The organism is Bacillus sp. B1-WWTP-T-0.5-Post-4, assembly GCF_009183795.1.
GTDB lineage: Bacteria > Bacillota > Bacilli > Bacillales > Bacillaceae_G > Bacillus_A > Bacillus_A cereus.
Genome location: NZ_WEIJ01000005.1, coordinates 288,231 through 313,802, shown reverse-complemented (window position 1 = coordinate 313,802; position 25,572 = coordinate 288,231). Strand labels below are relative to the sequence as shown.

Sequence of the window (25,572 nt, the reverse complement as noted above, 5' to 3'; positions counted from 1 at the left end):
CATTTTTTATAATTTGTAATCACAAATTGTTTGTATTGGATTTTGAAGAATCGTGTTGATTAACCCCTGGATGTGATTTAATATTTCCTGTATTTTCTCTGTTTCATATACCGTTTGATCATATCCAAACTTTATTGTAAGTCTTTCTTCAGGGAAGCACATAATTCCATACTTTACATGTGGCTCATCAACAACTTCGTAATCTGTGATAGCAAAATGTCTGTTTTCATTTGAAGAAAAGATTGCTGGATTAGTTGGATAGTTTTCAAAAACCCAAAGATGGTCAGTCAACTCAGTTTTTAATTCACTTTGCTTTTGTATATCAACAAATGAATAGTATGCATACTCATTACATTTCAATGTCTCTAGTTGTACCTTTTGCAGGAAGTCCACAAAAGATTGCGTTTCTGTCCATGCTAATCGGATAGGCAAAACATTTGTGAACAGACCGAACATATTTTCAATTCCTTCTACTTCGGGAGGTCTGACTGATACTAGATTAGGCAATACTACTTCTCTCGTTCCGTTGAATTTGCCAAGCAATATTCCCCATACAGCTAGTAATGCCGTATTCATAGTTATATTATTTTTAGTTACAAATGTCTGTAACTGATTAGTCAAATCCTTGTCTAATGTTAAATCCATAAAAGTGAAGTTTAACCCTTCACTTTTAGATGGGACTTTCTTTTTAGGAATACTAATTTTCTGATTGTATCCTGATAAATAATCTCGCCAAAAATGACGTGCTTTCTCATGATCTTGTGCCAAAGTCCAATCTATAAATGTTTCAAAAGGTTTTACCATGGGTAACCCCGCCGTAGTTCCGGCATTTGTAGTTTCGTAGAGCTGGAATAATTCGTCTATCAAAATGCTGACGCTCCAACCATCACATAATAGATGATGGGAACTCCAAATTACTTTATGCTCGTTATTACCTAGTTGGAATATACAGAGACGTGTCATAAGTTCATCATTTTTAAATCCTCGACTTAAATTTTCATTCATCCACTGTTTTAGGAATTCTTGCTGTTCTTGTTTCGTCATCTCAATCAAGTTTTTTATTTCTGAATTTATTTGAACATCATATAGAACAGCTTGCCAAGGTTTTGCTTGTTCATCTTGCACAATTATTGTTCTTAAAGAATCATGACGATCAACTAATTGTTGGAAACACTGAATAAAGAGTTTAATATCCAGCTCCCCCTCAAGTGCCCAAATTGTTTGTTCAAAATATGCATTTGTATCAGGTTCATTCGTAGCATGCTCATAAATAACTTCCTGGAAAGGTGCTAACGGGTAAATACGTTCTATTTTTATATCCGGCATTTTTTCTTGTATTTTGTTAAGTGTATGTTGATTAAGTTGTTTATCTTTAACATTTAGTAATGTAGCTTTATTATCGTTCATTATGTTTACATCATTTGTTTGTGAACTTGAAAACTGGTCTAGCTTTTTAACAAATTGAACCATGTCCCTTAATATAGGAAATGAAAATATATTTTTTGGTTCAAGCTCGAATCCTTGTCGATACAGTCTGACGGACACTTGAATCGCTTTTATCGAATCTCCACCTAAGGCGAAGAAATGATCATTTACTCCAACTTGATCTATTTTGAGTACTTCTTGCCAAATACTAGTTAATATTTTTTCCATTTCAGTTTTTGGGGCAATAAATACTTCATTTTTTTGTTTCTCCGGAGTAGGGAGCGCTTTTCTATCTAATTTACCGTTTGGAGTCAGGGGTAATTGGTCCAAATAAACAAAATAAGAAGGAATCATATAATCTGGCAAGTGATCTTGCAAATGCTTTCGTAGTTCTGTTGTACTAATATTTTGCTCAGTTACCACATATGCAACTAAAAATTTTATTCCGTTCTCATCTGTTTGATCAATTACGACAGCATGTTCGACTTGTTTATAAGTTAGAAGACAATGAGAGATTTCTTCTAACTCTACTCGATATCCCTGAATTTTCACTTGGTAATCTTGGCGGCCTAAAAATTCAATATATCCCTCAGAATGCATTTTTCCACAATCCCCTGTTTTATATATAAGACCAAAATCAGGATGTGACACAAACGCTTCATTTGTTTTCTTTTCATCATTTAAATATCCTTTAGCAAGGCCCACTCCCCCGATATATAAATCTCCAATTACACCAACAGGGCACATTTTCTTTTCATAGTTCAACACATAATACGTTTGGTTTGCCAAGGGCATCCCGTATGGAATACTATTCCAATGTGATTCCACCTGTTTGACCGGATAATAAATTGACCAAATCGATGCTTCTGTTGCCCCTCCTAGTGAGACTACTTCTGCAATCGGAAAATGTCGTTTTATTTTTTCTGGTAAAGAAAGCGGAATCCAATCTCCACTATGTAAAACTAAACGTAAAGAAGGATATTCAAAATGAGAACCTACTTGCTCCAATGCCAAATCCATGATTGCAGGCACTGTATTCCAAATTGTAATCCCTCTACGTTCGACAGTGCGGATTAATTCTTGCATGTCTCTCGGATCACGAATCATTACTAACATTGCACCTGTGCTTAAAGCTCCGAAAATATCGTATACAGATAGGTCAAAACACATGGAAGAGATACCAATAATACGATCATCTTCATTCACCTCATATTTTTGATTTATGTCTTGAATAGTATTTGTAACCGCTTGGTGAGTAATAATTACTCCTTTTGGTTTTCCTGTACTTCCTGAAGTGTATATAATATAGGCAATATCTTCTGGACCAGCAATAGCGGGCATATCTTCTGTTGTATAAAATGACAAATGATTTTCTTCATAAAGACTAGGTTCTAATAAAAGCTTGCATGAGCTATTTTTTAAAATATATGTTTGGCGATCTAAAGGATGATCGGGATCAATCGGAACATAAGCGGCACCTGATTTTAAAACACCTAACATATTAACAATTGTGTCAACTCGCCTTTTTGCTAAAAGACCCACTTTGTCACCTAGACCAATACCTTGCTCTTTTAAGAAGTGGGCAATTTGATTAGAACGTTTATGAAGTTCCGAGTATGTTAACCATTCTTGTTCAAATACCACTGCTACTTCATCCGGTGTACGTTTTACTTGGTCTGTAAATAATTGATACAGAGTAGTTGAAGGTATTTTTTCTGTTGTTTCATTGTATTGCTTAATTAAAGTTTGATCCGATTCTTTCATCTGCAAAGATGTTATATCGCTTTGTTTCACCAATTGTTCCAATAAGTCAACAAATTGGGAAAACATTGCTTCTATTACATCAACATCAAACAACTCTTCAACATAGTTCCAGCTAATTAATAACTCTCCATTTTTTTCAATTACTACATTATCCAAATACACTTGTGGAGTCCGAGCATGAATATAGCGAAGAGAACCAAGTTGTTCCCAAGAGAAAGCACCTGCACCTGCTAACATCGAGGTGAAAACGATTGGCATAACTGCTTTTGGCGTCATTTGATGATATCGAGTAAAATCTCGAATAAAGTTAACTCCATCGTAATGACGATGTTCAAGGCCATCTAATAAAGTAGCTTGCGTTTCTTTTACTCTAGTAAAGAAAGTTTGCTCTGGTTTTACATCAACATCCAATAAAATAAGTGATGTGAAATCTCCAACAATCTGTTCTACTTCATCATGAACAGGATAACGGTTAAATACAGTCAAGTTAATTGCTAATCGACGTTGATTACTCCAATATGCCAACACATCACCATATATTGTACAAAGTAGAGCGGAAGGCGTTACCTCTTTCTCTTGTGCTAACTTTCGTAGCTTTGTCCATTTTTTATTATCCAGGATTTTTGTAAGTGATTGGAATTTAGGAGTAGCAATCTCTGCTGGATCCTTTTTTAACAGCAAAGAAGGTGCAAACGGAAAGTCAGGAAGCTTACTTGTCCAATAATCTTTTGCTGTTTTATATTCTTCGCTTTGTTCCATTTCATCATAGATAAACATATAATCTTGAAAATCAAAAGATAAAGATTCTAATTTTTGATTTGGTTTATAATAATAATGCAACAAATCCTGTCCAACAATGTTCATGCTTGCTCCGTCCATTAATAAAGCATCGTATCGAAAACATAATAAATACATGTCTTCTTTTAAAAGAAAAGCTTTCAATTCAAACAAAGGCCATTGCCCCAAAGGGAATACATGGTTAGTCATTCGAGAACGCTCTTCTTGTAAGCGAGCATGTTGATTCCTATCATCTAAATCTATGAGACTCACTATTTCAATCTCGTAATCAGGAACGCTTTGTAATATTTGCTGTTTTCCCTCTGGTAAAATTACAGCTCGCAACATTGGATGACGATGAATTACCTTTTGAAAACTTTTTGAAAGACGATTGATATCCAAAGCTGTTTCATATTCAAAATATGTTTGAGGGGAAATACCACTTAATTCAAACTGTGAATTCCGTCCTATCATATACGCTGTCTGAACTTCTGTTAAGGAAAATGGCTTAGACAAATCTTTAACATGAGTTGGTCTACTTTCAAGGTTTTCCTCTTTATGCTCTAGCTTTACACAAGAACTCAGTTGAGCGATTGTGGGGTGCTTAAAAAAATCTGTTGTACTTATTTTTAAGCCGTCTTTTCTTAATAAATTAATTACCTGAAGTGCTTTAATAGATTCTCCTTTTAATGCAAAAAAATTATCATGAATACCGATTCCCTCGATCTCCATAACTTTTTCCCATGCACGCACTAATTTTTGTTCAATTTCATTGCGCGGAGCAACGTATGGAATTGATACATAATCCGTTTGTGTTATATCCAACAATCTTTTTCTATCCACTTTTCCATTTGGATTCAATGGAATCTCTTCTACCTGAATCATTTTTTCAGGAATCATAAACTCAGGTAATTTATCACTTAAATATTTTCTGATTTCATCAAAAGACACCTTGTTATCCGATACATAGTAGGCAGCTAATAATTTCCTATTTCCATACACTTGATCAACAACGATAGCCTGGTTTATTTCTGGATATTCCCTTAATTGAGTTTCGATTTCTCTTAATTCAATCCGATACCCCCGAATTTTCACTTGATGATCCATTCTACCTAAATATTCAAGTTCTCCATTAGGCAACCAACGAACGAGATCACCTGTATGATACATCATTTCCCCTGCCGCAAAAGGACTCGGTACAAACTTTTCATCTGTCAGTTTATTTTTACCAAGATACCCTCGTGCTACCGCTACGCCAGCAATGCAGAGTTCACCGGGAATTCCAAATGGTTTTAATTGGCCATACTTATTCAATATATAGGAATGATAATTCGGGTTAGGTTTGCCAATCGTAACTTCTTTGGAAGTGCTCAAGTCTTTTACTGTTGCGCAAATGGTTGTTTCTGTGGGACCATAAATATTTAAAATTGTTGCTTCACTGATACAACGAATTTTTTCAACCAAATCAATGGAAAATGATTCTCCTGCTAATAAAATAGATTTTAAATCTTTTAGAAAAATCGCCCCTTCTGGATCACTCAAAATCACTTCCATTCGCGATGGCGTTGATTCCCATAAATCCACCTTATGTTTTTTGACCAAATGAGCCAATTCTTTTGTTGCAAACTGGTCCTCTGTAGCAATTACTACTTTTGAACCTTGCGTTAAAGGAAGACATATTTCTAACAAGGAAATATCAAAAGATACACTAGCAAGAAACAAGAATGATTGATTAGCTTTTACTTTTTCTCTCATTACATTTAAAAAATGAACTAGCGATTTTTGTTCTATCATTACCCCTTTTGGATTTCCTGTCGATCCTGATGTGTAAATAACATAAGCTAAATCATTAGGATTATGTTCTCGTACTAAATTACTTTCTTCACCTTGAAAAAGATATTCTTTATCAAGATACAGTACTTCACCTGCAAATTGTGGCAATACTTCCTCTGTTCGCTTACTAAGTAAATATTTTGCTTGACTATCTTGTAACATATATTCAATTCGTTCAGTTGGGTAGTTAGGGTCGATTGGTAAATACGCTGCTCCTGCTTTTAAAATCCCCATCATACCAATAATCATTTCTAATGACCGATCTACCATAACGCCAATAATACTTTCTTTTGAAACACCTTTACTTTGAAGAATAGAAGCCAATTGATTCGCTTTCTTATTCAATTCTCTATATGTCAAAGATTGATCATTACAAACAACAGCAATTTGATCTGGAGTTTTTAATACTTGCGCTTCAAACAAATCTTGAAATGATTGAAACAAGTCTATGCCCGTTTGAAAAGTATTCAATCCTTCTAACAACTCTTTTTCTTCTTCTGCAATAATACAAATATCTTTCAATGCCAAATTCGGATTTTGTGAAACTTGCTTTAAAACATAACAATACGAATTGGCAAACTGTTGCAAAGAAGAGAATGAACGGGACTTGCAAGAAATTTGAAATTCAAATTCATTATGTATTTCATTCCATTTTCTTCGTATCCATAGGGCTAAATTATTCTCTGCGTATTCTTCTAGCGAATTTTCATTATGTAATCCTTCCATCCCGATTACAATTTGAAAAGGAGTTAAATTGTGTTTAACTAATAATTCAGAGAGCGGATACTCCTGATTTTCATACCCGAATAAAGTCGTTTGTTCAATCTCATTTACTAATTGTTTAAAGGTGTGATGCGGCTGGATTTCACTTCCTAAAGGAATCAACTTATTAAGATTCTCACATTGTTCAAGATTCTTTTCAATTATAGGAATACCAATAGTAATTCTTTCTTGATCTGTATAATGTGCCAAACAAACCCTTAAAGCGGCTTGAAACCAGCTAAATAATAATAAATCTTGAGACTTACTTATTTTTTGTATACTTTTACTAAATTCTACATTCACTATGACTTGAACGTATTCACAAGGTGTTTCTTTATTTAGTTGGTAATCGCTATTAAATTTAAATACAGAAAAATCGAGAATCTCGGAAGATAATTGCTCCTTCCAAAACGCTTCTACTTCTTTATTTTCATGAATCGAACTTCGATCTTTAATGTGCATTTTTATCTTTATCCCCCTAATATTCATTTCTTCTACTCGTTAATTTTCAAGCCAACTTCAAGCCCATGAAGAAACACTTGATGATTATCCAAACATAAAAATTGCTGAATATCTTCAAATTTCATATGACCGACTGAACAAACCCCTAAATTTAATGTCTCAGCAACCATATTTAAGGTAGCAGTGATAATGCCTGACTCAATACAAGCAAATAAATATCCAGCTGAACCGTATTTCGGGATGGAAGCGTTCGCATTATAAACCAAATAAACTGAGAAGGCAGATTGAGTAAATAAATCCTGATTAATTAACTCATGATCACTTTTGATTACTTGATCAATGTTGTTTACAATCACAAGACTATTTTTTGATGGGTTATAATAATAAAATCCAGCTTTCATATCCTCTATACGTTTTGGTTTTACATAAACAAAGATATCAATGGGATAGAGCCCGCCTGCACTTGCGTAATGATAGTATATTTTTTCTTCCCTAACCTGTTTTAGAGTTGATAAGAATCGGGAAAATTCCGAAAAACTAATATGTTTTTCCATATCAAATTGACGACAAGACCTACGTTCCTTGATTATAGTAGGTAGCTCATTTGTTGTTTCAAGTTGAATTTCGGTCGACCGTGCAGCAACGTGCGTGCGATTTAATTGTTTACTCATATACTTATCTAACTTTTCTTTAGAAAAGCGAATCTGCTTGCTATATGGATTTGAAAAAATCTTTTCTTGTGAAGAAAATACTTCTCTTGGGTGTAATATATTACTTACTAACACACGATTTTTTATCATGAGCTCTATGTTTTTTTGTGTCTCTTCTACATTTCCTAACGAAAAGCGCTCTACTAGTTCACTAATTTTCACACCTTTTTGAGCCATAAAATAAAAATCTGGAAACCACTCAGACAGAATACCTGTAAATCTCATTTCCCCTATCAAAACTTCATTATGCAACTTCTCCCAATGCTTAATCGGAGACCAGTAATAAATTTTCTCGCTCATATAACCCTCCATAAACGTTTAACTTATTTTTGAAATGCAATTTTCTAATTTACAAAAATTTTTTCGAATTCTGCTCCTTGTCTCATAGTGATTATAAATACATGCACTTTAACGAAACTTGAAAATAATGAAATAACTTTTTCTTCATTAAAATTTTTTATTTCATCATAAAAAATGATTTCTTTTTGGATATTTCACATCCTTTCCCATAGTAATCCTATAAGGTATAAACCATTTATAACATTGAGAATATTCATGTATTTCCAATGTGAAATTATTGTAATGGATTGGAGAGCGGTTGAATATAGTTATTAAATCAAATAATGTTGAGAAAGTTTTATTTATTATATCGATAAAATTTTATGATGTAATTTATTACAAATAGATTAAGAAAAGAGTTTTAAATTTTTCTTAATCAGTTAGTGTGAAAATATCACATACTATTACATACAATCGAGTTACTTACATTTCATATTCAAAATAGAGAAAAGACACCTTGAATGGTGTCTTTTCTCTATTTTAATTCCATATACTTTTTACGCCTTTGTTATTTTTAAACGATTTGTAGGAATTAATACAACTCGAACATCTAGTTCGTTATATGTTCGAATATATAATAAACATTATATGAATTACGAATGTATTTCAGGTAATTTTATAAATAAACTCAAAGATATCTTCTCCTCCTACTGTCATAAAAGAAATAATCTATTGCTTATTTCTTTTATTAAATTGTAATATAATTACAGTATGTGAAATTATATTACATTAACTTTAAAAGCGAAGTGAGAATAATCTTCACTTCGCTTTTTTTATTTGCAATCCTTGTTAAATTTGCTCAATTCAGTATTTATTTCTACACTCTTCGCTTTTATTTAATCGGTTTTTCTGATTTTAAAACAATGGAACTTAATGCAGGAACTTTAATTTTATTGTCATGGACAACATAAAGTAGTTTACTTCCCGCCTGCTTGCCATCTACTAGTACTTTCCAAGGCCCTTTCGATGGAAGTGTTATTTCAACAGCTTCTCTATTTGCATTGTGAGCTACTGTAAAGTATTCATGTTTATTCCCCTCTATTATATAAGCTACAGTATTTTTTGGAGCATCAATAAATGATACGTGTGTTTTTATTTGCTCTGCAGATGTCATTCGAAAAGCTGAGTACTTTTTGCGTAATTCTATTAAACCCTTCATATAATCTACTTCATTATTAAACGTTGCACGGCGCAGCCAATCCATCTGGTTAATTGAGTCTGGAGATTTGTAACTATTATGATCACCGTATTTCGTCCGCATAAACTCTTGCCCTGCATGTAAAAATGGAATTCCTTGTGATGTTAATAAAATCGAAGAAGACAATTTGTGCATTTGTGTTCGCACTTCATCGCTGTCACCTGGATTAGTTAACTCAAGTTTATCCCATAATGTATGATTGTCATGTGCTTCCACATAAGTTAGCACCTGCTCTGGATCTTGATAGGTAGAAGAATTTGTATCGTAGTCAATACCTGCCGTAATACCTTTTTTAATACGATCTTCCATGTTTTCCTTTCCATTTATAAAACCATTTTCTTTTTCCTCAAATACACTACCTTTTAACCCATCACGTATATTATCGTTAAAATGAGCAATCCCTTTCATTTTCTCTGCATTTTTTTGATTTGCTTTTAGCTCAGCTGCAAGAGGTGTATTTAAATCCCATCCTTCTCCGTGTAGTATAATAGAAGGGTCAATTTGATTAACAGCTTTACGTATTTCATTCATCGTTTCATAATCATGAATACCCATTAAATCAAAACGGAATCCATCTAAATTGTATTCTTTTGCCCAATATGTGACGGAATCTATCATAAATTTCCTCATCATTTTTCTTTCTGAAGCAGTATCATTTCCTACACCAGTTCCATTTGCAAATGTTCCATCTTCATTGTAACGATAATAATAACCTGGAACTAACTTATGGAAATTAGATTCAGCAGCGTTATACATATGGTTATATACTACATCCATCACCACTCGAAGATTATTATCATGTAGTGTTTGAACCATTTGCTTTAATTCAGTTATTCGCACAGTCGGCTCATAAGGATTTGTAGAATAGGAGCCTTCTGGAACATTGAAATTTTTAGGATCATATCCCCAGTTATATTGCGGTTCATTTAAAGTCTCTTCATTTACAGAAGCATAATCAAATATCGGTAAAAACTGAACGTGAGTAACACCAAGATCCTTTATATGATCAAGTCCTGTTTTTACACCTTCTGGCCCTTTTGTTCCTTTTTCTGTTACACCTAAATACTTCCCTTTCTGTTTAATACCACTTTCAGGTTGAATGGAAAGATCGCGTACATGTAACTCATAAATAATAGCATCTTCCGGATTTTTAAATTTTGGCTTTTTGTTTGCTTTCCATTTTTTCGGATTTGTTTCTTCTAAATTAACGACTGCACCTTTATCCCCATTTACAGAAGCAGCACGCACATATGGATCAACCGCTTCAGTCCACTTATCACCAATTTTGACCTTATACGTATAAAAGAGCCCTTTTTGGTTCCCCTTTAGTTCTGCTGTCCAAGTTCCCTTTTCACCTTGTTGCATGTTTATTTCAGCACCTATTTTATCGTTCCAGTTTTTATATGTAACTAACTTCGCTTCGCTTGCAGTAGGAGCCCATAAACGAAACTTTGTATGTTGCGGAGTATATGTATTTCCTAAATCGTTACCACCATAATAAAATAAATTATCAAATTCTTCGCTACGAATGACTTTACCAATTTCAGTATTCGTATCAGCTAAGTTTTCTATTTTAACTTTGTATGTTTGTTTTAAATCAATTTTCTGTTCCGTAATTATTTTGACCTTATTAGTAATATCTCCACTGTTTATATCATAAGGAGTAATATTCTTAATTTTAATGCCTTCAATTTCAATTTTCTTTTCCTTAATATGAAACGGGACATTAGTCGTTACAGTAATTTCATGGAAACTATCAATAGTTGCTTTTTGAATTGAGAGATCCGATGATGGCTTAGAGTTATATACTTTTTCATCACCCGAAAGAATCCATACTTCAGCACGACCGTCCTTTATATTTTCAATCCAACGATCCCCACCATCTTTTTCCCATTCATTTGTTCGAACTATAAATCCTACACGATTATAGTCACCGTCTATTTTTATCTTAGCGTATTTTCCAAATTCATCTTCACCAGTAAATTCATAAGATGTACCATTTGCATTTTCTCCCCATAACCAAAGATTCCAGTCTTTTGTATTTCCAAGCTTTTCTTTGTAATGAATGATAATTTCAGTTGTTTTCGAATTTGAAACTGCCTTCACACTCTGAAAGGAGAAAACAGATGATAACATAACGATTAAAGTAAGTAATAAAACTGTTTTGTTAATTAATCTTTTTATAATTTGCACCACATACACCCTTTCTTCAAATATTACTAACGATTTATTATGCTTTCACTACATAACACTGCTTAAATTAATCTAGAAATCTCTTTTACTTCACCTCCATATTGGCTATTTTCACGTATGTATTTCAATGACCTTTCAATACGAAAACGTTTGCATTAGTACTTAAAAAAATAGATTTGTTTATGCCTTCATATATTTGTAAATACTAAAAGATCAGGGAAAACATTTTAAAGCAATCGTTTGTTATCGCTTTCATTTTATAGACTTTCTATCAAGAGGTCAATATATTATTAATTTTCTGTTTTTATATATTTTAAACCTTATTTATTTGCCACAACTTCTTACAGGTAAAGTGCCTCATTATTGCTTAGTCAGTTTATTTTCAATAATACATTGCTACGTAAAAAACAGCTAATATCCTTAAAATGACATTAGCTGTTTTTCATAATGTATTAATATATGAATGATAACTATATTTCTAAATTACTTAATTTTTGCTGCATCAAATGCTTTTTGAACTGCTTGAACTTCAGCTGTATTCGCACCATATTTATTAGTTGCCACTCGAATACATGCTGATCTCAATTCTTTGAAATTAGAAGTCATGTTTAACTCATCTGTATTTGCATAATAGAAAATATCAAACATTTTATCTTCACCAATTCCTTTAACAGTTACTCCGTTATGAGTTCCGCCTTTTGCAATCAGATACGCAACTTTATTAATAATACTTGAATTAAAATGAACACCGCCTTGATCCCATCCATTAAAATCGTTAAATTCACTGTAATCATCTGGATAAGGCACTCCAAGTGAAGATGGAACAGAAGCTGGGTTTTCCATATCACGGAAAACAGATCCCGTTTGTTCTCCCATTGTCCAGTTAAAGTTTCCATTATTTACGTATTTCTCAATAGATGTTCCCATAATATCAGATAGCGCCTCATTAATCGCACCGGATTCCCCGTAATATTCAAGATTAGATTCGCTAGAAGTAACAGCATGTGTAAATTCATGTCCAGCTACGTCATATGCTTTAACAATAGGATCGCCATATACAAGCATACTTCCATTATTAGCACTTAATGCATTCTGCCAATTTTTCGGATCATTCGTCTCTTCAGAATCCCAAGCGTGTACAACTGAAACTACCTTTTGTCCCTTATTATCAAAGCTATTACGCTTGTATTTATCTTTATAAAAATCAAATACTTTTGTTGCTAAGTAATGAGCACTTACTGCTTTTGGATCGTTAAATGTTGCCGAAGTACTTGTCGCTAATGTACCAGGATAATAGCTTTCTTCTTTAGTAATATCTCTGTAATTCACATCATATGTTTCAATGCCTTGCCCTCTTGTATAATCAGCAAGAGCATATTTGCCATTACTTTGTTTAGAGATACCAAATGAACGATTAATACCTAAATCATCTTTTCCTGTTCCCGTTAATGATGTAAGGCTGCTTTGTTTACTTTTCTTTAAGGCTCCAACTAGTTTTTCACTTGCTTTTAAGTTAGATTCTTTTACCATATTTTTTAACATATCACCATTTTGTGCATTTACTAAATAAGTACCAGAAACATAGTTTGGTGTTGCAGCTTCGAAGGTAACTTGGTATGCATTGCTAGCTTGTCCATTATTTTCATCAACAAAAATAACCTCTTTAACTTCTGGCTCAGAAATAAACTTGATATCGTTCCCGTATTTCGTATAAATATATTGTTTTGCTTCATCTTTTGATAGATTAATAGTTTTTTTCAATTCTTCTTGTTTTAAATTTTGCGCGCTATCGCCTGAAACACTTTTAATAACACCCTTATTATCTACGTGTGCAGTTAATTGATGTCCATATACTTCTTTTCCTTCGTATGTTTGCTGCATACGCACAAGTGTAGTTCCATCATACGAACCACGTTTTTGAAGGACTTTATAATCTACTCCTGCTTCTCCATTGACTTGTTTTTGGGACAGAGCTTGTTCTGTTTTCTCCTTAAGTGCATCCTTTACTACATTTTCTGGTGCCTTTTGTGACGGCTGTGTAAGTTCACCCGAACGGAACGATTCCTCCTGAATTTGAACTTGTAGTTGATCTGTTTCCTCTGCATGACCTACCCCATATGGTGCCACAGCTGTTAAAGCTAATCCTGTTGTTAATGCTACCTTAGTTAATGTCTTTTTGTTTTTCATTATTTCACCTCGTATAATTTTTGAAATAGAAAGCTTGTACAAAGTATACTGTCTATTAATGTCTAAAAAAAGAGAAAATACACAATTTATGTAACATTATGCAAAATTACATAAATTAAGGATGATGCTACAATTAAAGAACAACTCATATAAATGCATTAATTTCAATAAAAAAGAGCTCCCTAAGACGCTCATCCAATTGGTTAGTTATTAATTATCTATATTCATTCTAATAAAAGTATACTTACATCTAAATAACAACATAAAAACCCACTCTTAACTATTTTAAGAGTGGGTTTCATGCTATTAAAATAACAATTACTATAAGAAATTTTATAATTTATATTTTTTTAGTAATCCTACTAAGTTTTTTGTAAAATTCACCTTTTGTCTTTACATGATTAAACTGATTTGGATTAATATTTGCTTTTTGTGAGAGTAATATAATCTCTTCTTTTGAAATTGAGTCTTTCGTATTTATAGATGCTATATTTGTGTATTTTCCGTCTTCTGTTTTTGGAATTTCTAAAATCCCTTTATTCACAAGATCAACTACCGCCTTATGCTCTGAAGAATGTAAATCTACACCAGTAATTTTCCAATTACGCATAACTTTTGGCGTGTATACACCGTTCTTTACCTCTTTTAAATATGTAATAGCAAGGTTACGAATGGTCCCACCTGTTTCTCCAAATGCATTCTCTTGTTTAGATGACCAAATTTGTTCAAACTTACGCCCCTCTAAAGCTCCTCCTTTTGCCTGAAGAGCCTCCATTCTATATGCATTCATTCCCAGCGTCATAGCATCGCTCATTTTGATTGGTTTGTTTGTACGAATAGAGCGTAAATTTGTAATTCTACTTCCATATGGTTTTGTTAAGTCAATTTCGTATTTTACGCCTCCAAAGAAATCGTTCGTACTGTATTTAGAGGCACGGCGGGTTTTATCAAAGCTAACGGTTACATCTCCGGCACGAGATGAGTTAAAATATCCTGCTGCCCATTCCATATAGTCTTTTAAATCTTTTCCAGAAATCTTATATACTGTAATTTCTCCCAAGGCATATTGGTAATTGTACGCAATATCTTTTTTCTTAATAGGACCTATATCTAAACGGGCATAATCATTATCAATTTGATGGGCTACTACATCTGCTTTACTGTAGTAGAGCATGACTTCATGAAAGAAATCTGATAAAGGTGTTTCTTGAATCTGAACACTTGGAATACCCTTTATTTCATTTTCAGGAACAAGATTTCTACCCTTTAATTGAGCGACTACAACATTTGCATCTCCTCTCGCATATTCGTGAAAAGGTGTTAATGTTTCTTCAAGTGTAGGATCAGATAATATTGTTGTTCCATCAGCATTTTTTACAGGTATAGCGGTAGCAGTTTTATTTTTTAAAGCCAACTTCCCATCTTGCTTTGTAAAAGTAAGGTCAATACGTGAAATATGTGTTCCATATTTATCTGGTTCTGTAATAATTACGCCATTTACAACTTCTTTTTTTACAAGTTTATGCATGTGAGCCGCAAAAATAGCGCTTAGTTCCGGACAAGCATTTGCAATATCTTGAACACCAGTACCAGGGATACCATTCTCATTTTCTAATCCCATATGCATAACTCCTACCATTACATCTACTTTACCTTCTAATTCCTTAATTGCCTTTTTCGTCTCTTCTACCGGATTTTTCACCACTAAACCATTTAAGTGATCTGTCCCTTTTTCAAAATCACTAATCATTGGTGTATTCATACCAATAATCCCAACTTTAATTCCACCTTTTTCTACAATTGTATATGCAGGAAGAAAGCGCTCTCCATTTTCCTTATAAATATTTCCTGCTAACGTTTTTCCCTTATATTGCTCACTAACTTTTTTCAATGTATCTAATCCAAAGTTGAATTCATGATTTCCAAATGCCCAGGCGTCATATCCCATTGTATTCATCGCTACCATCATTGGCGATTGTGGCTTATCGTTGAATAATTCTACTGAGTTTCCTTGAATTGTATCCCCGGCATCTACTAATATGGTATTTGGATTTTCTTGACGGACCTTCTTTATAACCGTATAAAGCTGTGTCAAACTTCCACTCATATTTGCTCCATCAAGCGCATAATCCCAAGGCATAAATCTACCATGAATATCTGCAGTACCTAACAATGTGATATTAACTTCAGATTCCTCAGCCTTAGAGATAGGTGGTTTGACTATTACTGCTGTTCCAAGCAGTAATAGAATTACAAAGTAACATACAAAGTTCTTCCATTTCATTTTTTGCATAATAATAATATTTCTCCCCTTTTTGTAATTTCATAAAGTTGCTTGAACTTTAAAAATGTAACTTATTATTCAGGAAACTTCAACTACAAAAGATAATTTTGAAGGTGGTTCTGTTGCAAAAATAAAGAGAATAAATTGCATACATCCTCTAACAGAATTGTATTTTATCATTTCCTGACAGAATACCCCTTTCTTAAGAGTGTGAAGTGTACTTTCAAAATAAGGACATATCATTTATCATCATAAAAATCATCATTTCAATTTATTAAAACGGGCATATACAATATGTTATGATGATTAATTTTTTGAATTTCGTTACTGATTTATCTCCTTCTAAATAAAAACACTTTCAAAAAAATAACCCCGCTCTTCATTTAAGACGGGGGTTACACTTATACAGAAAATCGGATAGTTTCATATTTTCTTAAGCTTATTGGTTACTTTCAACTAATTTCATTCTATTTTTGGTTTCTTCTGAATCAATAAGAATCAACCGTTTTCCCCTGTTTATAATACGTATCGATAATAAATAGGGAATAATTTTTACTTTTCAATTTCACAAAGCAATTTTATCTCTTTGATTTGTAATATATGACGCTGTTCATGCAAATAGATCAGTTCTATCCACTGATCAAGGGGCAATTCTCCAAGAGCTGGATGCATCACTGATTTTTTCGCTAATACAGACTCATCTTCTATTGTACTCAGGAAACGCATCAATTCTTTTCTTGATTTGCTTAGCATATTGAGCATTTGCTGCACTTCAAATGGTTCTATACTTGGTTCAATCATTTCTGGAGCTATAAACTTTTTCGTTCTATCTAATAAAATAGTGTGAATTTCTTTACGCTCATTTTGGGTACTATCTAACTTTTTTAATCCTGACGAAATAACTGTTATCACTCTCTCATCTAATAAAACTAAATGATGACAAACTTGTGCAATACTCCATTTATCCTTATCTGGTTTCCTATTAAATTGAGCATTACTCAACAAAGTAATTTCCTCAACTAATTGATTTCTCGTTTCATAAAACTTGTCATTTACAATTGTATCCATGTGGATTCTCCTTTCATTGCAGCCTACATACCTAAATTTCTACGCTAGAAATATTATCTTCGAAAAAAGATTTTCTTTCACTACTATTCCAATTTCATTTTAAAACCACAAATGAAGTTATTTGTTTTATATATATTTTTAATTGGCACAAATAAATCAACCTTTAACTTTCCTTCTAGATCTTCAGCAACATTATTTAAGCAAAACTCTAAATTATCTCTATCATAATCTGCATCATACTCACTATTTGGTAGCCACTCTGCATACATGTATTGATACGCTTCACTTAATTTATGAGGTTCATCATAGAACTGGCATAGACCATATGTACCTCCATCTAATCTTTTAAATTGCACAGTATGATACTTTTCTTTATCGAAGTTTTCAGGAATCGTAATACATGCATCATGCCGGCACTTATGACTTGCAACAAGTTCAGGATTATCCAATGATATTCCGATAAATGATTGCTCTGGTGGATACAGTTTATTTTCAATTGACCAATTCAGTAACTTTCCCCAGTGATCTTGCGGTTCAAAGTAGCTACCAGTTCGTCTTATATACGCTACTTCTAATGGTGGTAATTTTTTTATAACAACTTTCATTTATATCTTCTCCCCTATAAATATGTACACTGTTTAATTAGCTTTCTTTAACATTTATTCCTTCTTAAATAAAAAGAATTCTCTAATCATATAAAGTGAAACTTTAATCAGCGGGAGATGAATTTGAATTGAAATATAATTGATTACTATTACTACTAAAGTAGTATGTACTTTCATACTTTTATTTGATTTTACATTCTTTTTAAAAGGTGGAGGATTTTAATTGATTAAAGGAATATACGAAGCGCATTTACCAGTATAATGTCCTATCAATTTATCATTAAATAAATGTAAAAAATGACCCTATTTATTTATTTTTAATGCGTATGTATGTACATTTGTTAATTTATTCGATATATTATGGGTATTGAATGATTACGTGAAGTGTATAGGTCGCTTATATAACACCTTATATTTTTATATCCGTGAAAACTACAAAGTGTATGAAAATCCATTTGTCAAATGAATTTAGTGCGGAAGGAGGTTTGTGGTTACTTCATAGGGTATAATAATCAGTTTTTTACTGATAAAAATATAGGAGGCGACATAATGTTTCGTACGATTTCAAATTTCATGAGAGTAGCTGAGATAAGAAGGAAAATCCTTTTTACACTAGCGATGTTAATCGTTTTTCGAATTGGCACGTTTATTCCAGTTCCTCATACTAACGCAGAGGTATTAAAAGTACAAGATCAAGCTAACGTTCTAGGTATGTTAAACGTATTTGGCGGAGGAGCATTGCAACACTTCTCAATCTTTGCTGTAGGTATTACACCATATATTACAGCTTCCATCATAGTACAGTTACTACAAATGGATGTTATACCTAAATTTTCGGAATGGGCAAAGCAAGGAGAAATGGGCCGTAAGAAATCAGCTCAATTCACTCGATACTTTACAATCATTCTCGCATTCATACAGGCCATCGGAATGTCTTATGGCTTTAATAATATAGCAGGTGGACAATTAATAACAGATCAAAGCTGGACTACATACTTATTTATTGCGACAGTTTTAACTGCAGGTACTGCATTTTTACTTTGGTTAGGCGAACAAATTACCGCTAACGGAGTTGGTAATGGTATTTCGATGATTATCTTCGCAGGTCTTGTTGCTGCGATTCCAAATGTTGCAAATCAAATTTATTTACAACAATTCCAAAATGCTGGCGATCAGCTATTTATGCACATAATAAAAATTGTTTTAATTGGACTCGTAATTTTAGCGATAGTTGTTGGTGTTATTTACATTCAACAAGCTGTACGTAAAATACCGATCCAATATGCAAAAGCTGTTTCAGGAAACAATCAATATCAAGGAGCAAAAAACACTCATTTACCGCTTAAAGTAAATAGTGCTGGTGTTATACCAGTTATCTTTGCTTCTGCATTTTTAATGACGCCGCGTACAATTGCGCAGCTCTTCCCTGATTCAAGCGTATCAAAATGGTTAGTTGCAAATCTTGATTTCGCACATCCAATTGGAATGACACTTTATGTCGGTCTTATTGTTGCTTTCACATACTTCTACGCATTTATTCAAGTAAATCCTGAACAAATGGCTGAGAATTTGAAAAAGCAAAATGGATATGTTCCTGGTATTCGTCCTGGTAAAGCAACTGAACAATATGTAACTAAAATTCTATACCGTTTAACATTTATCGGTGCAATTTTCTTAGGTGCTATTTCTATATTACCGCTCGTATTCACGAAAATTGCTACGTTACCACCTTCTGCTCAAATTGGTGGTACAAGCTTACTTATCATTGTCGGTGTAGCACTAGAAACTATGAAGACGTTAGAAAGCCAGCTTGTAAAACGTCATTATAAAGGCTTTATTAAAAAAGTGAATTAATTATCAAAAACACAGTTGGTTATTTTTTCAACTGTGTTTTTGATTTTATCAGTCCTGTAATATACAGGGCTGTTGCTTTATTAAACTACATCTCCTTCTCTAATAACCGCCCTTTTTTGAAATAAGTCCGTAGTGTTGAACGATTGGCCAAAAATACACCAATCAATATAAGACAAGCCCCCATTCCCATTGTAGGATTTAAAGGTTCTCCTAAGATGATATATCCCACAATTATTGCAATTAATGGTGATACATATAACCACGTCGATGGAAATACTGGATTTGTTTTTGATAAGAGCCAGTAATATAATCCGTGTCCACCAATCGATCCGATAAATATGAGATATAAAATAGGCCATTGCACACTCCATGAAGTTAATACGGTTACATTTGGTTGTTCTACAATAATAGATGCGATTAGTAGTAAAATCCCTCCATAAAACATTTGAATACCGTTAATAAGAAATGGTGATACATTTGATAAATCTGACAGTATTTCTTTCGAACGAATAGAGCCTATTCCGTAAAATAACTCCCCTATAACTAAAACAATACAAGCAATACTCCATATGAAACTTACTTGTTGATGCATTCCTGGTAAAGAAACAAATATAACACCTATTAGTGCAATAACTAAAGCAACGAGTTGTTCCTTTTGTAATTTCTCCCTATTCCTCTTTGCTTGTATTAATAAAATCATCATTGGTCCCGTAGCAGAAAGAACAGCAGCTAATCCCGAAGAAATATATTGTTCTGACCAATATAAACTTGCGAATGTCATAAATGTTAAACAAAATCCAGCATACATAATGCGTTTTGAAAATATATGTGGCATAATTTCTTTTCGCTTTAATTTAAAAATAATCATAAGGATTATGCCCGCTAAAAAGAAGCGAATTCCTGCTGAAAACAACGGTGGCGCCCCTGCTTCAATTCCAATTTTTATCGTTAAAAATGTTGTCCCGAAAATAATACATACTAAAATGTAATTAAAAATGACCATTTTGCTTCCTCCTTTTTACTCTTAGAATGAGTATAGAGGCTATGGTGTATAACAGTGTATCGGTACATATAACAGTTACTTCAAGTTGTAGTTGATTCCCTATATATTTTTCGCTTTAATTAAGTTAAAAAGAAAAATAGGTGAACCTATGAAAATTGTATTGCGTAAAGAAACAAACATACCGTATTACAAGCAAATATATATGCAAATTGTTGACAGAATACAAAGTGGTATGCTTTCACATGGTGAATCTCTTCCTTCTTTACGTTGTATGGCCACAGATTTACAAATCAATGTATTAACAGTTCGTAAAGCGTATAAACAGTTAGAAACGAAAGGGTATATACGCATCGAACAAGGAAAAGGTGCTTACATATATAAACGGGTAAAGAAAGATTTCAAACCAATTCCGTATAAATGGCAACAAACGAAAACGATTAATGTTATGCGTTCTCAATATGCAATGAATAAGCACCGTAAATATTATAATTTTTCACAAGCAATTCTGTATCCTCGTCTGTTACCAAATCCATTTTTGGCAGATGAAATGCATAAATTGCTGGATAAAAATCCGATGTTGTTAGCAACTTATGGGCCAGTTCAAGGCGATTATGAATTGCGAGTTGAAATAGCAAATTACTTACATGAACACCAGAAATTAGTGACAGACCCATCTCAATTATTAATTACAAGCGGCGCACAACAAGGAATTGATTTAATTGCTCAAACATTATTAAAACCTGGAGATATTGTATTGGTAGAAAGTCCATGTTACAGTGCTGCGCTTGATATTTTCATCAATAAAGGTGTTCAAATCATTCCCGTTTCTCTTGATAATCATGGAGTTCGCTCCGACTTAATTGATGATATTTGTCAAAGTAAAAATCCCGTTTTATTGTATACGAATCCCACCTTCCAGAATCCGACAGGTACAGTAATGAGTAAAGAACGAAGAATGGAACTTATAGAACTATCGGAGCTATATCAATTTTTTATTATTGAAGATGATTCTTTCGGAGAAATATATTTTGAGGATGCTATAATCCCGCCCCCAATCAAAAGTTTTGATAAGGATGGCCACGTAATATATATAAAAGGATTTAGTAAAACGTTAGCACCAGGACTGCGTATTGCAGCACTTATTGCCGATGGTCCTATTTTTGAATGGCTATATGCAGTAAAAGGTTCAATGGATATCGGTAGTCCTTTATTAACACAAAAGGCACTTCTACCGTTTTTACGTGCAGAACGTATGAAAAACCATTTAGAAAAATTACGTACAGCTTTACAAATGAGACGTGATTTAACAATTGATATATTATCGCCATTAAAAGAACTACACTTTGAAATACCAAATGGAGGTTTTAATTTATGGGTGACACTACCTGATTCGATAGATCCCTTTACCTTATTACAAAAAGCAAATGAAGTAGATGTCTCTTTTTTACCAGGAACAGCTTGTCTATTAAACTACGAAACAAATGATAACCAATTAAGAATTAGCTATTCAATGTTAAACGAGAAAGATATGGAAATTGGATTAGAGAAATTACATGATACAATACGAAAAAGTATTTGTTAGAAGCAATATCACATTAGCCAACAATAAATAATACCCGCAAATGAAAATGTATAGTATGGGATATTATCTATTGTTGAGCTTTTTCGTTATTCTTAACAACCGGTTTTAAAACTTGTCTTTCTTTTAATTCTTCAACACTGCCATATCGATCAATAACGATTGCTTTCATTTTCTCTCCTCCTTGCTGTTTATTTTAATAACATACAATTATTTCTCAAAATTTTTTCCTTGAATTACCATATACTTATTTTTGGGGGTAATTATGCAAAAAGCATTATAAAGTGAAACTTTAATCATTCCTCACCAATCGGGCTCTTACTGCCCGGCAAATAGCGGGATGAATTTCAAAAAGAATCTTACACACATCTTAGAATTATTCAAAACTGTATTATTAATTAAATTCAAAAGAAATGGGGCTAACTTTATGAGTGAAAAGATATTTAAAATAAACGGTATTGATATATGTACAGAAAGCTTCGGTAACTCTAATGATCCCGCTATTTTATTAATTATGGGAGCTACTTGTTCAATGATATATTGGGATGAAGAATTTTGTGAACAGTTGGCGAACACAGGAAAATTTGTTATTCGCTTTGATAATCGCGATGTTGGACGCTCTGTTACATATGAACCTAGAACTTCCAATTATACAGTAACAGATATGGCTGAAGATGCAATTGGAGTACTAGATGCTTATCATATTAATAAAGCTCACCTATTTGGTATGTCATTAGGTGGTATGATTGCTCAAATTGCTGCTGTAAAACATCCCGAAAGAATTTTGACGCTGACTTTACTAGCGACTAGTGTAATAGGATCTGATGACAATACTCGCGATTTACCTCCAATGGATGAAAGGATTTTAACACATCATGTAAATGGCACAAGTATAGATTGGGCAAATAAAAATGATGTGGCAGAGTATTTAGTTTCAGGATCTCGTCTATTATGTGGATCAGAACGAATATTTGATGAAAATAGAGTTTATAAACAAGTAAAACAAGAAATAGAACGCGCAAACAATTTATTAAGTATGTTTAATCACGCTTTACTTCAAGGTGATGATGCATATGAAGGTGTACTTCAATCCATACAAGCACCTACATTAGTTATTCACGGAACAGACGATACAGCACTACCATTTGAACATGGCCTCGCACTAATTGATGAAATTCCAAACTCAGTACTATTAACCCTTAAAGGGGCAGGCCATGAAAACCATCCAGATGACTGGGAAAGCATAATTAACGCTGTTTCTAAACATACATCTAAAATTTAGATAAATAACTAATGGAAGGGGGCACAAATTGTGCCCCCTTCTAGTTACAAACAAAAACCCATCACTGTATTCGTATGTATAGTGATGGGGACTTTGTATATTTTTCTATGTTTAAAAAAATGGACAATCTAATTGATCAACAGATTCCCATAATTTTTTTTTTGCATTTTCGGTGGATGTATTTGTGTCTAGTGTCATGTTTTTAAAAGGGTTTACTTCGACTTTTAATAAGGATGAAGGCTCCACATATAATGAGAAAACATGGCTGCTTGGTAAAGCTTTTGAAACGTCAATATCTCCAACTTGTTTAAATAGTTGCTGCGCAGCAAAAAAGAAGAAATTAGTTGGATTTGATTGTTTATTCAGCCACGCAAGCATTTCAGGTGATACCGATTTATGAATATTGATTTTTACTCGATCACCACGTTTATATCGCCTAGATCGCATACTTCCACCAACTAACTTATCGTTAAGTTTGTAAATCCTAACTCTTTTTGCTTATGCTCTCTATATTTTGGCGAACAAGTATAGACTAATAATCCTCGTGCATTTGTAAATAACGGATTATCTACAAAGATTACATTTTTGAGTCGTCCTTTTTGCTTTAAAATCATTTTTAAACTGTTTTTAATAATTACTGCACCCCCGCCATAAATAAACACGTATGGATCGTCTTTCATATCATCAATTTTATTTATAATATCTGTTGCAACACGTGCTGCTAAACCTAATAGCGCTGGCTGTGATTCCTCAACTAATAAGGTATTTCTCGGATGCTTATCATTTAAATAAATTTGATTGAATTCTGTAATACTATCAATCGTTTTAGTTGGATACTTCCGGTTCCATCTCGTAATGATTTGTAGTAACGTCTCTTTTACACCATAAGATAAACCTTTACTTAGTTGCGGACGGAAATTCACCCCTAATGAAACGACTTCTTCTGTCGTCCCTGCACCAATATCAAAAGAGAGTAGAGTTTTATCTACAAAATCAATTTCAGAAACTTGATTTTGCTCACATTCTATTTTATGTTTCACAACATTTCCTTCTTCATCGTATACAATGCCCCACGTACCAGAAGCGCCCTCAGGCAGGCATTTACAATACTCAATTGAAACATTAATTGTCACATCGCGTCCGTTCGGATAATGGAAAATAACCTTATGATTTCCCATATAACGTTTTGCATTTTCAGCAGCTATTTCTTGTGTAATAAGCTGCATAGGAAGAGCGACAGATAAATCATAACGAATATTAATATGGCTAGAAGTTGGACTTTGACGCATAGCGCTTACCGCCAAACCTGATAGTATTGTAATAACCATTAACTCATCCGTTGACTTATTCGATTTCTTCTCTACCTCAGTACCTTTTAATTGATCTTGAATAACTTTTTCTCCAACGATGTATCGTACATTATTTAGCATTAACGATGGCGAACTTATAGTCACATCAATGTGGTTTTCTAATTCAGATAATGAAACATCTACCTCATCTAAGAGTCCTGTAGGCTCACCTATATATAAAGAATAAATACTCGGAATAAAAATAGGGTCTTGCCCTTTCACCATTAACTTCAAACCGTTGTTTCCTGCATCTGCACCAGCTTTTAAAAGTATAGACATAACTACCCCCTAAATTAATCTGACATCCCTTCCAAATATATGCGAGCCCATTCTTTTACATTCAAATGTATTGTAATTTTTTATTTATCATAAAACCAAAATATTGCATACTTACATATTTCGTGTAAAAAGTATTTGACATGATACTTTTCCAATTTTATACTTATATTTGTAAAAAGTTTTTTACAATCGAGGGGGCAATTATTTATTGAATACTAAAAAAACTATTTTTATAATCATTGTTTTAGCATTAATTGCAATACTAGTACATGGCACATATAAATACATAACTGAAGGTTCTATTTTAGGTGGTACGATTTTTGCTATTTCGTTAATACTTAGTAATTTAATTAATCACATTACTTGGGGAGATCCCCACGGTGTGTCAGAAGAAAGTCAAGATGAGATGGGACAACAAATTACATATAAAAGCTTTAAAATTGCGTATTTTGTGCTTGTAGTTGTAATGTTCCTTTTATTAATCTTCTCCGAAGGATTTTCTATGGGGGCTAATTTAGATGGAGTAAAAAACCTCCCTCTGTTCATCGCAATTTGCTCTTCATTCTTTATTTATCCTATTGTCGAACTCATAGTTGCAAAACAATATAAGTAAAAAGAT

14 protein-coding genes are annotated in these 25,572 nt (G+C 33.1%); 4 read left to right on the top strand and 10 right to left on the bottom strand.

Going from position 1 to position 25,572, the window contains the following annotated elements; genetic code table 11:
* Positions 1-6: 6 nt before the first annotated feature.
* The 7 genes from GBN91_RS18245 to GBN91_RS18215 all read right to left on the bottom strand — a co-directional run bounded on the left by GBN91_RS18245 (position 7) and on the right by GBN91_RS18215 (position 17,607).
* The gene (locus GBN91_RS18245) at positions 7-7,023 is read right to left on the bottom strand and encodes a non-ribosomal peptide synthetase (protein ID WP_152121925.1); all 7,017 of its coding nucleotides are present in this window, start codon (positions 7,021-7,023) and stop codon (positions 7-9) included.
* Positions 7,024-7,055: 32 nt separating this feature from the next.
* Complete coding sequence (locus GBN91_RS18240) at positions 7,056-8,033, bottom strand: SagB/ThcOx family dehydrogenase (protein WP_152121923.1); 978 nt, start codon at positions 8,031-8,033, stop codon at positions 7,056-7,058.
* An 871-nt stretch (positions 8,034-8,904) separates the two neighbouring features.
* On the bottom strand, positions 8,905-11,463 hold the full coding sequence (gene pulA / locus GBN91_RS18235; RefSeq protein ID WP_139849353.1) for a type I pullulanase: 2,559 nt from the start codon (positions 11,461-11,463) through the stop codon (positions 8,905-8,907).
* Between the two features lie 483 nt (positions 11,464-11,946).
* Positions 11,947-13,650 (bottom strand): M4 family metallopeptidase, encoded by a 1,704-nt coding sequence (locus tag GBN91_RS18230; protein ID WP_000791448.1) that lies wholly within the window; start codon positions 13,648-13,650, stop codon positions 11,947-11,949.
* Between the two features lie 340 nt (positions 13,651-13,990).
* Complete coding sequence (locus GBN91_RS18225) at positions 13,991-15,943, bottom strand: bifunctional metallophosphatase/5'-nucleotidase (RefSeq protein WP_001171052.1); 1,953 nt, start codon at positions 15,941-15,943, stop codon at positions 13,991-13,993.
* Positions 15,944-16,486: 543 nt separating this feature from the next.
* The gene (locus GBN91_RS18220; RefSeq protein ID WP_152121921.1) at positions 16,487-17,002 is read right to left on the bottom strand and encodes a DinB family protein; all 516 of its coding nucleotides are present in this window, start codon (positions 17,000-17,002) and stop codon (positions 16,487-16,489) included.
* An 83-nt stretch (positions 17,003-17,085) separates the two neighbouring features.
* Positions 17,086-17,607: an AraC family transcriptional regulator gene (locus tag GBN91_RS18215; RefSeq protein WP_152121919.1), complete on the bottom strand. Its 522-nt coding sequence runs from the start codon at positions 17,605-17,607 to the stop codon at positions 17,086-17,088.
* Between the two features lie 549 nt (positions 17,608-18,156).
* Here GBN91_RS18215 and secY point away from each other — a divergent pair.
* Complete coding sequence (gene secY / locus GBN91_RS18205; RefSeq protein WP_000490135.1) at positions 18,157-19,461, top strand: preprotein translocase subunit SecY; 1,305 nt, start codon at positions 18,157-18,159, stop codon at positions 19,459-19,461.
* A gap of 85 nt (positions 19,462-19,546) precedes the next feature.
* Here secY and GBN91_RS18200 read toward each other — a convergent pair whose 3' ends face one another.
* Positions 19,547-20,464: a DMT family transporter gene (locus tag GBN91_RS18200; protein WP_000234337.1), complete on the bottom strand. Its 918-nt coding sequence runs from the start codon at positions 20,462-20,464 to the stop codon at positions 19,547-19,549.
* A gap of 148 nt (positions 20,465-20,612) precedes the next feature.
* On the opposite strand from GBN91_RS18200, the gene pdxR reads away from it, so the two are divergent.
* Positions 20,613-22,046, top strand: a complete 1,434-nt coding sequence (gene pdxR, locus GBN91_RS18195) for a MocR-like pyridoxine biosynthesis transcription factor PdxR (RefSeq protein WP_006922681.1) — start codon at positions 20,613-20,615, stop codon at positions 22,044-22,046.
* A 424-nt stretch (positions 22,047-22,470) separates the two neighbouring features.
* Positions 22,471-23,325 (top strand): BCA family alpha/beta fold macrolide esterase, encoded by an 855-nt coding sequence (gene mleBCA / locus GBN91_RS18190; RefSeq protein ID WP_001290788.1) that lies wholly within the window; start codon positions 22,471-22,473, stop codon positions 23,323-23,325.
* Between the two features lie 111 nt (positions 23,326-23,436).
* On the opposite strand, the gene GBN91_RS18185 is transcribed toward mleBCA, so the two are convergent.
* Positions 23,437-23,772 carry a hypothetical protein gene (locus tag GBN91_RS18185; protein ID WP_001257760.1) on the bottom strand — a complete coding sequence of 112 codons (336 nt, stop codon included), beginning with the start codon at positions 23,770-23,772 and terminating at the stop codon, positions 23,437-23,439.
* 11 nt (positions 23,773-23,783) lie between these two features.
* The gene (locus tag GBN91_RS18180) at positions 23,784-24,953 is read right to left on the bottom strand and encodes a ParM/StbA family protein (RefSeq protein ID WP_000025622.1); all 1,170 of its coding nucleotides are present in this window, start codon (positions 24,951-24,953) and stop codon (positions 23,784-23,786) included.
* Between the two features lie 208 nt (positions 24,954-25,161).
* Here GBN91_RS18180 and GBN91_RS18175 point away from each other — a divergent pair, with 208 nt between their 5' ends.
* Positions 25,162-25,566: a hypothetical protein gene (locus GBN91_RS18175; RefSeq protein WP_001093141.1), complete on the top strand. Its 405-nt coding sequence runs from the start codon at positions 25,162-25,164 to the stop codon at positions 25,564-25,566.
* Positions 25,567-25,572 lie beyond the last annotated feature (6 nt).